This window comes from Lentzea sp. DG1S-22, assembly GCF_036321065.1.
GTDB lineage: Bacteria > Actinomycetota > Actinomycetes > Mycobacteriales > Pseudonocardiaceae > Lentzea > Lentzea jiangxiensis.
On sequence record NZ_CP143276.1, the window covers coordinates 6,950,970 to 6,962,575 of the forward strand.

13 protein-coding genes are annotated in these 11,606 nt (G+C 62.6%); 4 read left to right on the forward strand and 9 right to left on the reverse strand.

The window, feature by feature from the left end; all coding sequences use genetic code 11:
• Positions 1–32 precede the first annotated feature (32 nt).
• The 4 genes from V1227_RS33045 to V1227_RS33060 form a co-directional block, all read right to left on the reverse strand.
• Positions 33–890, reverse strand: coding sequence for a helix-turn-helix domain-containing protein (locus tag V1227_RS33045; protein WP_329789149.1), 858 nt, complete (start codon positions 888–890; stop codon positions 33–35).
• A 4-nt stretch (positions 891–894) separates the two neighbouring features.
• Positions 895–1,767, reverse strand: a complete 873-nt coding sequence (locus tag V1227_RS33050; RefSeq protein ID WP_329789150.1) for a helix-turn-helix transcriptional regulator — start codon at positions 1,765–1,767, stop codon at positions 895–897.
• A complete protein-coding gene (locus V1227_RS33055; protein ID WP_329789151.1) occupies positions 1,764–2,006 on the reverse strand; it encodes a hypothetical protein in 243 nt (80 codons plus the stop codon). Before V1227_RS33055 ends, V1227_RS33050 begins: the two co-directional genes overlap by 4 nt.
• Positions 2,007–2,109: 103 nt before the next feature.
• The gene (locus V1227_RS33060) at positions 2,110–3,315 is read right to left on the reverse strand and encodes a helix-turn-helix domain-containing protein (protein ID WP_329789152.1); all 1,206 of its coding nucleotides are present in this window, start codon (positions 3,313–3,315) and stop codon (positions 2,110–2,112) included.
• 79 nt (positions 3,316–3,394) lie between these two features.
• Here V1227_RS33060 and V1227_RS33065 point away from each other — a divergent pair, with 79 nt between their 5' ends.
• Positions 3,395–4,102, forward strand: coding sequence for an HAD family hydrolase (locus tag V1227_RS33065; RefSeq protein WP_329789154.1), 708 nt, complete (start codon positions 3,395–3,397; stop codon positions 4,100–4,102).
• Positions 4,103–4,175: 73 nt separating this feature from the next.
• Here V1227_RS33065 and V1227_RS33070 read toward each other — a convergent pair whose 3' ends face one another.
• Together V1227_RS33070 and V1227_RS33075 are read right to left on the reverse strand one after the other, a co-directional pair.
• A complete protein-coding gene (locus V1227_RS33070) occupies positions 4,176–5,414 on the reverse strand; it encodes a hypothetical protein (RefSeq protein ID WP_329789155.1) in 1,239 nt (412 codons plus the stop codon).
• Complete coding sequence (locus V1227_RS33075) at positions 5,411–5,971, reverse strand: DUF4365 domain-containing protein (RefSeq protein WP_329789156.1); 561 nt, start codon at positions 5,969–5,971, stop codon at positions 5,411–5,413. The genes V1227_RS33070 and V1227_RS33075 overlap by 4 nt, the downstream gene beginning before the upstream one ends.
• A 472-nt stretch (positions 5,972–6,443) precedes the next feature.
• Between V1227_RS33075 and V1227_RS33080 the strand changes: the two genes are divergently transcribed.
• Positions 6,444–7,082: a hypothetical protein gene (locus V1227_RS33080; RefSeq protein ID WP_329789157.1), complete on the forward strand. Its 639-nt coding sequence runs from the start codon at positions 6,444–6,446 to the stop codon at positions 7,080–7,082.
• A 163-nt stretch (positions 7,083–7,245) separates the two neighbouring features.
• On the opposite strand, the gene V1227_RS33085 is transcribed toward V1227_RS33080, so the two are convergent.
• Positions 7,246–8,283, reverse strand: coding sequence for a hypothetical protein (locus V1227_RS33085; RefSeq protein WP_329789158.1), 1,038 nt, complete (start codon positions 8,281–8,283; stop codon positions 7,246–7,248).
• A gap of 201 nt (positions 8,284–8,484) precedes the next feature.
• A complete protein-coding gene (gene sodN / locus V1227_RS33090; protein ID WP_065916284.1) occupies positions 8,485–8,892 on the reverse strand; it encodes a superoxide dismutase, Ni in 408 nt (135 codons plus the stop codon).
• Between the two features lie 95 nt (positions 8,893–8,987).
• On the opposite strand from sodN, the gene V1227_RS33095 reads away from it, so the two are divergent.
• Positions 8,988–9,269, forward strand: coding sequence for a S24 family peptidase (locus V1227_RS33095; protein ID WP_329794168.1), 282 nt, complete (start codon positions 8,988–8,990; stop codon positions 9,267–9,269).
• On the opposite strand, the gene V1227_RS33100 is transcribed toward V1227_RS33095, so the two are convergent.
• Positions 9,259–9,858, reverse strand: coding sequence for a dTDP-4-dehydrorhamnose 3,5-epimerase family protein (locus tag V1227_RS33100; protein ID WP_329789159.1), 600 nt, complete (start codon positions 9,856–9,858; stop codon positions 9,259–9,261). The genes V1227_RS33095 and V1227_RS33100 overlap by 11 nt on opposite strands.
• 333 nt (positions 9,859–10,191) lie before the next feature.
• Here V1227_RS33100 and V1227_RS33105 point away from each other — a divergent pair, with 333 nt between their 5' ends.
• Positions 10,192–11,388: an NAD(P)-dependent malic enzyme gene (locus V1227_RS33105; protein WP_442916395.1), complete on the forward strand. Its 1,197-nt coding sequence runs from the start codon at positions 10,192–10,194 to the stop codon at positions 11,386–11,388.
• Positions 11,389–11,606: the final 218 nt, after the last annotated feature.

Sequence of the window (11,606 nt, forward strand, 5' to 3'; positions counted from 1 at the left end):
GAGAGCTGAACCTGAGCTCGCTTAAGTGCAGGTCAGCGTGACGAAGCGTCCGGACGCTCACCCGATGCGACCGCGATAGCAGCGACGTACTCATCCGTGAGCAACTGGCTGAAGAGGTCTCTCGACTCGGAGTGATTCAAGGCCGTGTAGTCCAGACTCGCCAGCACCCTCCGGCATCGAGACGTGGCCGCATCGTCCTGCACGAAGACTCTCGCGACATCGCAATCCACGACGACTGTGGCCGGCACCTTCTCATATTCGTAGAGCGTGAAGCCGGATGAGGAGGACAGCTCCTTGCCCGCGGGAACGACGCGAAGTGCCCACGACATGAGCTTGAGCAGCTCCAGCTGATCCATCCGGGTGCGGTCGTCGCCGAGCTGCGCTCTGACCGTCGTTTCGTTCACGTAAAACACGCATGCCGGCCGCCTTGGCGCTCGCAGAATGCAGCGGCGTTCCTGCTGGGACCGAACCGCGGACTGGATCTGCTCCGGGGTTGCCCCGGTCTGCTGAAGCACATGCTCGGTGTAGGCATCGGTCCGAAACAGGTCCGGGATCGTCGGCCCGCCATAGCCGGTAATGGCGGTCGTGGTGCGTTCAGCGAAGACGATCGTCGTGGAGTTCGTTGGCTCTTGGGCGAAGTACGGCTCAAAAGCCAGCCGGTAGCGACCGATGAAGTCGGTGATCCAGCTTCGATCTTTGCCGCAGGCCGTCAGGTACTGGGCGAGGTCTACGTCGGTCGGATGTACCTTCCCGCGTTCGATATTGGACACCTTGCTGGGGTCCCAGTCGAGCGTCTTGGCGAACTCGGACCCTCTGGCGAATCGTTCCCGCAGGGTTCGGAGTTCGTCGCCGAGCTCGCAGCTGCGCGGCGTGAGTGGTGCTCGATCCATGCGCTCAGTTGCCTCTGTCTGTCATGGTGCTGGCCGTTTCGGCGACCACCTCTATGGACTGCGCCGGGCTGAGGGCGGCATGTTGCAGCGCCCGGAAGCTATGGCTGACGAGTTGGCATACGGTCGGGTCCTCGATGTACCTCGCGTTGCCACTGCCTTCCACGTACACCGCGTCGCGGTGTTGTCGGTGCGGGAATGCGAGATGGAGGTACGAGTTTTCCGGCAGAGGCTCGCCGTTGGTCAGCTGGACCGTGAAGGTCTCGCTTTCAGCGAGCCGTATCAGCTGGAGAAGGGCAGCGTTCGTGATCGTCGGGTTGCCGACTACGCGGCGAAGCGCCCGCTTGCTGAGGAGGACGTCAACTGTCGGGCCGTGTCCACCAGCTGCCGTCAGGCTGTCCGTCCAGCGCGTCTGTAGCGCCGCCGTGCGATCCGGGTAATCGGCTGGATAGGTGGGGCATCCCAGAGCGGTAGCGGAGATCCTGTACTCAGGAGTCTGAAGGAAGCGTGGAATCAGGTCCGCACCGAAGGCGCGGATCGTCACAGCCTCCAGATACGCGTCATCCACGTCCCTGGCCGCATTCAGCTCGACCAAACCGTGCTGCCCGTTCGCGCCTTGCGTGCGTTCTCTCGCGAGAGTCTCGGCGTACTTGGCCGTCCGCTTCCAGACGTGATTAGGAAGCTCGTAGATGCGCCCGAGCAGCATGATGTCCAGCGGGTCGAACGGCTTCAAGGCGTTCTCGGTGAGGCTGAGCGTTGCAGCCGAGAACCCTGCCCGCTGGCAGGCAACAGAGAGACTCAATCCAGCGTCGTTCCGCCACCTCCGCAGTTCGCGGCCGATCGCCCGCTCAGCCATCGACGGCAGGAAATTCTTCGTCATTGCTGCCCCAAGCTGTCGGCAGCCCCGCGACCGTCTATCGCCCGCTCAGGTGGCCCTCGTCTCTCGGCACGTTCGGACAGCGTCTCGCCGAGCGCGACGAGGATCCGGCCGAACTCACGCTCAGTTTCGGGCGGTAGGGTTTCCATGACGATGTCGAACGCGATGCCAGGCATCAGTTCCGAGACCTTGCGAAGTCCCGCGACCAGGTCGACATCCTCGGGCGACAACACGGTGAGCACTCCTCGACGCGACAGCTGTAGAGCACCGGACAGCAGCGACGCTAGGTCGGCTACTGATCAGTAACCCGAGCTGTCGGCTAGGCCTGGCTGGGAGCGCTGCTGCTCAGAGAGGTGCACCAACACGCGTGGCCAGCCGCGCGGCTTCCGACGCGACAGAACGCCGAGCCCGTTGCACGAGCGTCTCCAGCAGTTGGTGCGCGGCCGGCCGGTGCCTCAGATCCTCGGGTGCTTCGCGTTCAGTGGCGGACAGCATCACCAATGCGCTGCCGTAGTCGCGGCGCTGCACCTGACCCTTGGCTTGGTCGAGGAGAAACGCAACACGGCGTTCGATCGAGGGAGAGCGATCGTGGTCGATCCGTTCGGCGAGCCGCAATCCGTCCGCCGCCGCGCCAGCTTCCACCTCAACGCTGACCGCGTGCATCGCGACGTTCGTCGGGCCGAAGACCGTCCATAACGTGTTGCGTTCGCCAGTCTGCTTCGCCAGCGGCTCAACCGTCTGCACACGCTCCCGTGCCCGCCAGATGGCTCCTCGACGTGCGGCAGCGATGGAGCCGACAAGCAGGAGCGCACCGCGGAGCGCGACGGCGTCGAGGTCGTTGTCTGTCCAGGCCTCCAGTGCCTCAGCCGCGTGTATTGCGACGTCTTCAGCGCCCTCAGCTTCGCCATCGGCGAGCAGGACCTGAGCGAGGTTCCATTGGGCCATCGCCAACCGCAGCGGGTCGTCTGCGTTCTCGCCTGCACGGATCGCACGATCGGCCGCGAGTAGCGAGACGTCCACCCTGCCGAGCCTCTTGGCGACGCTGCGCAGCAACGCGTACAGGTCGGCAGCGCAGCACTGAACCTCTCGCTGACCAGCCGCTGAACCGTTCGCGCGGTCACGCAAGGCCTGCTCGGTCTCGATCACGAGTGCCGGAAGTTCTGGGGCGAGCCGGCTGTATCGCGTGGCCGATGTCTGCCAGGTCTGCCAGGCATCCAAAACGTTGTGGCGCAATGCTTTCAGGTCGACGGGTATGGCATTGGACGCCGTCGGCCTGGTGAATGTTCGATACAGCGCGTCGCCTGCTGGCTCAGGCTTAACCGATGTCTTCCGCGTCGAAGTGGAGCTCAACAATTCGTCAGCCGACACGTTCAGCACCTCGGCCAGCTGCTTCAGCACCGTGACCGTGGGGAGCTTGAGGCCGCGTTCGATCTGGTAGAGGTAGTCGGGCGTGATGCCTGCAAGCCCGGCGATCACGGTTTTCGGCAGACGCGACGCGAGACAGCGCAGACGCACCCGTTCACCGATGGCGACTGCGAGCTGTTTGTCCATCCCCACCCCTGTGAAGCGTTGACCTGCACTGATGCTACGCCCCGAAGCGAGGCCCCCAATCGAGTGACAGACTCGAAGCATGATCGCGCGGAACGAGCTGCGACGGCTCGTGCTCTGGGACATCGACCACACGTTGCTTCAGTCTCGCGGCATGGGGCGCGAGATGTACGAGCGAGCGGTCCCGTTGGCGATCGGCCGGCCTTTCCAGCAGCTTGCCGACGTGAGCGGCAGGACCGAGCTGGACATCATTGCCGAAACTTTGAAGCTCCACGGGGTCGAGCCGACAGATGCGGCGATGGGCATGCTGGTGAACGCACTCATCGACAGCTACGAGGCAGGCCGTGATGAGTTCGCGACGCGGGCACGAGTGTTGCCAGGTGCGCGGGAAGCCCTGGCAGCGTTGGAGGGGGAACCAACCGTCCACCAAGGGGTGCTGACCGGCAACCTTCGGGCCGTTGCGCGGATCAAGCTAGTCGCGCTCGGGTTGGAACAGTTCCTCGACCTGGAGACGAGCTCGTACGGCGACGATCACGCCGACCGCGCGGAGCTGGTGACAATTGCCAGAGAGCGCGCGGCCCAGCAGCTCGACACGCAATTCGGCTTGGACGACACGGTACTCATCGGTGACACGCCACGAGACGTGACTGCTGCCTTAGCTGCTGGCGTCCGAGTTATTGCAGTGGCGACTGGGAAAAATGGTATGGAGGAGCTACGGGCGACCGGAGCCGTGGATGTGCTCGAAAATCTGGAAGATACAATCACGGTGCGCGAGCTAATCATGCGATAAGCTAATATGAATTACTTCAGTGTGCCTGACGTGTCGTCACGAGCGTCGGGTGCATCAAGAACATTCTTAATTCTTAAAATTCTAGTCGTTCTTGCACTGCGCCTGATGCTGCCCCGAGGGTGCGATTTCGAATTTCTTCGACGGATCCAACCGTGCCTTGAATGTGGGCATTGTATAGCCAGTACATCATGCCATCGCGTTCCAAGTCGCCAAAAACTTGGATTGCGAGGTCTTCATCGTGTGCGCGAACGGCCAGATGATACTGATCGGCATCATCTAGTCGAACTCGGAATTTTCGTGTTGGAGCTACTAGTGTCTCCAGGCCGAAAATTCCCGGCCCGCCTGCATGCTTTTTGGTTAGCAGGTGAACGCGACCTGTGATTGTGGTAGGTTTCGATGACTCTTCACTAACAGCAAGTTTACGCGCGACTCGTTCAAATATGTCAGTGTCGGCACCTTTGAACTCGAAAGTGAACTTTGGGCTCGCTCCTTCGGGTGGGCTTGCAGGATCGTACTCAATCTCAATGTCTCCACCGCTTGAGTCTTTGGAGATGTGCGTCAATGCGGTTGAAAGTTCATATGAGAAGCCATGTTGCACCGCAGCATCAAAACCGCTGAGTGACCCCGTGTCGTGGTAGTGGCTGAGTCCTTCTGCTGTCGCTTCTAAGGCGCTTACTACGGACTGAGTGATTCTTCTTGCAGGAATTGAGTCGATCTCAGGCAAGCTTTGTTCATGGCCGCTTGTCCCACTAAGTGCAATCGGCGCATTCGCTGGAGCGTAAGCCGTGACGACGTAACTTCCTATGGCCGTCTGCCCCATGAGTACGCTATCTAGGTACCTACCAGCGAATTGTCCGTGCCGGTTGCTGTAGCGGCGCAAGCGCTCGATGTGAGACTTCGCTCCGGCGATCAATGCGGACCTCGCGGCACTGATTAGGTCTTCGCCCTGCCGCCACGGAATTAAGCCGGTCGGAGCCGAACTTTCCTTACGGAAACGAAATGAGTCTGTCAGCTCAGTCGTCAACCGCGGAGCTAAGTCAACTGCCCAAAGATCACGAAACATTGAACTGCTAAGTTCAAGAATTGCCGCACGCATGGAATCTCCAAAATCCGGCGCGGCCTTGTCTAAGGGCACGAGGAGAGACCAGCGTCGTCCCCAGTCCTGATCGCCGTTTGTGGGAGGGGTAAGTCGTTTGTAGATCCCATTTCGGCCACCAGCTATTTTCCAGCCTAGATCTTCGAGAAGTAGCAGCAGGCGATCCGGGTCGACCCGTTCAGGATGATCAGTGAAAGGTTGACTCGAACCGTTCATACCAGCTCCTCCTCTCTGTCTAGTCGGTCCAAGATCTCGGTAAGGGCGCTGGCGTCGAATACGTTAGCTGTCGGAATGCGTACCGTAGGAGATTTTACTCCGTCTGCAGCAGTCTCGCCCTCCAGGCTACGCCAGTAGCAGCAGTACTGGAGTTCGAGGGACTCATGGCTTCCTTTGGTCCAGTCTGCCTGAACTGGCGTAGTGGCCATCACGATCAAGATCGCTTTGGGGCCGCGCCGAGGCATGGCGAGTTTGTCGAAGTATTCTCGCTTCTTAAGCTGATATGAGAAAAAGTCTTTCTGTGGATCTGGCCTTACTGTGGTGGTGTTCTTAAGTTGCGCAAGGACGGTTATTTCCTCTCCATTTACTTCTGCTGCGGGGCGGATGATTCTAATGTCTGTTCCATAGATATCTCGTTTAGTGACTTCGACGGTGCATCCGGCTGTCGCGGCCACGGCGAACACGTAGCCCTCTTGGAGCTGCTCCATGCACTCTGTGAACGATGACTCGATCACAGGGCGGATATTCACCTGGCGAGCCTTCTTCTGCTCCGTCAAGGCCACCTCCCCCATGTCGTGCGCTTCTCGCCCTGATCAAATTCGACAGCAAGCGTATTGGCCGTACGGATGGGGTATCTAGATCCATAGGGGTACGCGTTAGCTTGCTGCGATCACAGCTTGGCAACGACGTGGCGGGTGGACTGTCGGCGCCTGCGGTGTTCAGAGTTTCTTTTCTTCATCAAGGCGGCCCCCTGTGGGGGCCGCTGGTCGTTCGTGCCCGCGTCCGTCGCGGAGTTCAGCCCCGGGCAGTGTTGTTCGGCGCCTCCAAGCGGGCCTGGCGGCCCGCGTCGGCGCCGACGAGGCAACCGGGACTGTCCGCGACGGACCAGGCCACGACCAGCAGCCCCCGCAGGGACCGCGAAATGCAGACACCTCGAACCATCGCGCAGGTGTGGCCACGTTCGTTACAGTCTTCGATCGGACGCCCCGTCGGGGGGCGTCGCTAGACCGAGTCCTATCGGAGGACGTCATGGTGTTGAGCCGTCTTGCCCGCGAGTTCGCTGCGGAGATCAACTATCACGACTGGTCGGACGCGCCATATCGGCTTGACCGTGCAGGTCACCAGCGCGATCACGACGGACCCAACGCCACTGCGAACCAGCTCTCTGAGGAAGAGTCCAACTGCGTTCGCACGAACGTGATGTGGGTTGTCGCGCAGGTGCTTGGACACGCTGATCCCAACTTTGACGTGTTCGAGTTCGCGGAGTGGTGCGGCGTGAATACCAAGACGCCGTCTGGTCGTCCTCGCTCTGGGCACATCCCGGCGGGACTCCGCGTCAACCGCGAGACGCTTACGATCGACCGACCAGGTGATCCAGAGACCTGGGATGAAGAGACAGTCCCCGCGGACTTGCTGCCGACCGACACCCGCCCGCAGCAGGTAGGGACTGCCACTCAGCGGGCAAGGCAGTGGCCAGCGGATCAGAACACACGGGGATTCGTGACCGCGCGCAGTCGCAATATCCATCGGACTACAGATTGCGTGAAGTACCAACACACGGTGAACGTCGCGCGTCAGCGAGGACGCAAAGTGCATCCGGTGGTTTGGATCACGACCGGCGAAGCACGAGCGATCGAAAAGGGTATCTGTTCGCACTGTTGGTCCTGAACGTCGAGCCACAGGACATCTCAGCGCTCCCCAGTAGGACGAGCGCTGAGGTGCTTGGCCTGATGGAGCTGGTCTTGGCGCTCGGCTGCCGCGCCTATGGACAGCTCAACGCCTTGACGGCGTCGACCAGCCCACAGGCTTGCCGTCGACTTCTGGTGCCCGATTAGGAGTCGACGTCGTTTTGCTCTGGCTCGGTGACCTTTGCTGCAAGCTTCTTCAGGCCACTGCTTGCTGCGGCGCATGCGACGACGATTGCAAGCATGCCGTCGAAGGTCTGAGCCCTGTCGCCACTGTCGCCGTCGCTGTAGACGGCGCGGCCGATGAACAAGACCCAAAACAGCGCGGCGGTGCCCCCAAGCCAGATCAAGTGATAGATGACGCCCCTGAGCACGTCTGGTAGGTCTGCAAGGCTTACTTGGTCGGTGCCGGCTTCCCGAATCGCGGCTTCGGTGACTTCGGCGACGAACTCTTCTAGGTCGAGCCGGGCGAGGAGCTTCTCGGGGTCGAAGGCGCGGATGGTCGACAGGTACGGGGTGAGGCTGTCGAGGGCGATTCGGGTGATCTTGTTGAAGTCGTACCGGCCAAGAAACTTGCTGAAGTCGATCTCGGGCAGGAGCTTGATCTCACTGGTCAGCTTGACGAAGTCGTAGGCGGGAACCGTCGCCATCGTCTTAGTGATCTTGTCAAGCGATGCGAGCGCGGCACTGCTGAAGTCGAACTGGGCGAAGGTCGTCCTCACGTCGAAGACCGGGCCGGTTGCGAAGCGCGTCGTGAGCTTGTTGAGCGCGTTGAGGGTGTCTTTGTTGAAGTCGTACTGACCGACGATCTTGCTGAAATCGACTTCGGGCAGCAGGTTGATGTTGCTGGTCAGCTTGACGAAGTCGTAGGTGGGGACGGTCGCCATGGTCTTGGCGAACTTGTCCAGGGAGGCGAAGGTGGCGCTGCTGAAGTCGTACTGGGCGTAGAATCTGCTGAAATCGACTTCGGGCAGCAGGTTGATGTTGCTGGTCAGCTTGACGAAGTCATAGGTCGGGACGGTCGCGATCGTCCTGGTCAACCTGTCGAGCGAGGCGAAGGCCCTGCTGAAGTCGTACTGAGCGTAAAAACTGCTGAAGTCCAACTGAGGCGGCGCCGTGACGTCATCGGCGCGCTTCGCCACCCTCTTGCCCTTACGAGGCGTCGTGTCGTCTCCGTCACCCATGACCGGATTCTACCTGCACGTATGTTCGAAGACTGCGATCCGTGCGGGGCATGTCCGCATCCGGCGAGTTGCGACGATAACTGTCTACTTAGGACTGATTTGGGCCGTCTGGGGGCCGTCTAACAACCCTCAAGAATGCAAAACGACGCTGACCTACGAAAGGGGTTTTCGCTGGTCAGCGTCGTCTTCAGGGCATTGACCTCAGCCCTGCTTGGTCTCCCAGAAGATCTTGTCGATCTGCGCGATCAGGTCCAGCAGCTGCTGGCCCGTCGCCGGGTCCATCGAGCCCTTGGTGCCCGACGCACCCGCGGCCTTGGTGGCGCGGTTGAACAGGTCGTGCAGCTCGGGGTACTTCTCGAAGTGCGGCGGCTTGAAGTAGTCCGTCCACAGCACCCACAGGTGGTGCTTGACGAGCTCGCTGCGCTGCTCCTTGATCAGGACGGCGCGCTCCCGGAACTCCGGGTCCTCGTTGGCCTGGTACTTCTCCTGGACCGCCTTGACCGACTCGGCCTCGATGCGGGCCTGAGCGGGGTCGTAGACGCCGCAGGGCAGGTCGCAATGCGCGGTCGCCTCGACGCGCGGGCGGAGAATGCGCGACACGAGTCGCATCGTTCCTCCCAGAGTGAAAACAGTGGATGCTCCGACAGGTAGGAACCCTACTCCGGCTGAGCGGAAGGTGATCGTTGAGACCGCGTCTGTCGACGGTGCTCGTCAAGGGGCCGTCCATGGTGCCCGCCCTGAGGAACGACGACATCGTGCTGGTCAGGTGGGGTGCGAGGCCCCGTCCGAACGACATCGTGCTGGTCCGGTGGGACAGTCGGCCGGGGCAGCTGTCGATCAAGCGCGCCTCCCACGAAGTGGACGGGGGGTGGCACGTGGTGGGAGACAACCCGTTCGCGAGCACCGACTCCGAACACCTCGGACCTGCGGAAGTGCTCGGTGTCGTCAAAGCTCGACTATGGCCGAGACCGACTCTCAGGCCTTGAGAGACGCGTACAGGGCGAGGCAGTCCTCGTAGCGCGGCAGCACGCCGGCCTCGTAGGCCTCGGACAGGGTGGGGGCCGCGGTGTCCTTCTCCGAGAGCAGGAACTCGAACTCGCGCGGCCACGGCAGGTCCAGCGCCGGGTCGAGCGGGGTCAGGCCGTGCTCGCCGGACGGGTTGTAGACGGTGGAGCAGAGGTAGTTCATGGTCGTGTCGTCCTCGAGCGCGATCATCGCGTGGCCGAGGCCCTCGGCGAGGTAGACCGCGTTGCACTTCTTCGAGTCGACGAGCACGGCGTCCCACTGGCCGAAGGTGGGGGAGCCGACCCGGATGTCGACGACCACGTCGATGAACGAGCCGCGCGGGCAGAAGACGTACTTGGCCTGGGAGGGCGGCACGTCCGCGTAGTGGATGCCCCTGATCGTCCCGGCGCGGGAGACGCTGTGGTTGGTCTGGGCGACCCGCAGGGGGCGCCCGACCGCCTCGACGAAGGCGGCCTCCTGGTACGGCGAGACGAACACACCGCGGTCGTCGGGGAACGTGCGGGGGGTGAACTCCAACGCGCCGTCAATTTTCAGCGAACTCGCCAGCATGCCGTCACTCTAAGGCGTCAATCTTTCTTGACCGATCGGGTGCTTCCTGCCAGCAGAAACTGACCGGTCGGTTCAGAAAACCGGACGGACGTCTTGCTACATGCCCTCTGACCTGCGGAAAAAGTGTGATCCCCACCGCAGACAGAGACGCGGGACCCTGCCACACTTCCCGTCACCCGCAGCACTCGGACAGTTCTCCGACGCAACTCGTCGGAGGTCGTCGACCGAGTTTCCAGGCCCCGTGTACCCGGTGTGACAACGCTGGGACGGTGCGCCGTTTGGTGATGAGCCCACGTTGGGCCACTACGCCGCCCGCACCGCAGGAGGGACGCCGTGACAGCAGTGAACGAAGCCCGTACCGAGAACTCCGATCCGACGACGCTGACGGACGAGGAGATCTTCAACGCGCACCTGGGCGGGAAGCTCGAGGTCGGCGCGACCGCCTCGCTCGCTGACCCGAAGGCGCTGTCCATCGCGTACACGCCCGGTGTCGCACGAGTGAGCCAGGCCATCGCCCGGGACGCCTCCCTGGCCGCGAAGTACACGTGGGCGCACCGCCTGGTCGCCGTCGTGAGCGACGGCACCGCGGTGCTCGGCCTCGGCGACATCGGCCCGAGCGCGTCGCTGCCCGTCATGGAGGGCAAGTCCGCGCTGTTCAAGACGTTCGGCGGCCTCGACTCCATCCCGCTCGTGCTGAACACGACGGACGTGGACGAGATCGTCGAGACGCTCGTCCGGCTGCGCCCGTCGTTCGGCGCGGTCAACCTCGAGGACGTCTCCGCGCCGCGCTGCTTCGAGCTGGAGCAGAAGCTGATCGAGGCGCTCGACTGCCCCGTCATGCACGACGACCAGCACGGCACGGCGGTCGTGTCGCTGGCCGCGCTCAACGGCGCGAACACCGTCCTCGGCAAGAACATCGGCGACCAGCGGGTGGTCATCTCCGGTGCGGGCGCGGCGGGCATCGCGATCGCCAAGATCCTCCTCGCCGCCGGTGCCGGTGACATCACGCTGCTCGACTCGCGCGGCATCGTCCGCGCGGGCCGCGCCGGTCTCAACCCGGTCAAGGAGGAGATCGCCGCGGTCACGAACAAGGCGAACCTCGACGGCGGCATCGACGTGGCGCTGCGCGGCGCGGACGTCTTCATCGGCGTGTCGTCCTCCAAGGTCTCCGAGGACCTGGTCGCGAGCATGGCGGCCGGCTCGATCGTCTTCGCGCTGTCGAACCCGGACCCCGAGGTGCACCCGGAGGTCGCCGCCCGGCACGCCGCGATCGTGGCCACCGGCCGCAGCGACTTCCCGAACCAGATCAACAACGTGCTCGCGTTCCCCGGCATTTTCCGCGGGGCTCTCGACGCGGGCGCGCGACGGATCACGGAAGGCATGAAGCTCGCCGCCGCGGATGCCATTCTCGCCGTCGCGAAAGATGATTTGGGCCCAGACCGAATTGTTCCCTCGGCATTGGACCCGCGCGTCGGACCCGAGGTCGCGGCGGCCGTGGCCATGGCCGCGAAGGCCGACGGAGTCGCTTGATCAAGCCCTGATCAGGCGCTCGCATTTGCCACCCATGTGCAAGTTCGCGGGAAGCGGAACCACGAACGTGGCTTTTCGTTAACCCGTGCAGGGGTGGGCGATGACGCTCCGAAGCGCTACCGTCCCTCTCCTCGGATGTTCATCCGAGGAGAGGGTTCGTGTTTGCCGCCGTTCGGGTGCCGTTGTCGTGTCCACTCGAATTGCCGCGGGCGGCTAAT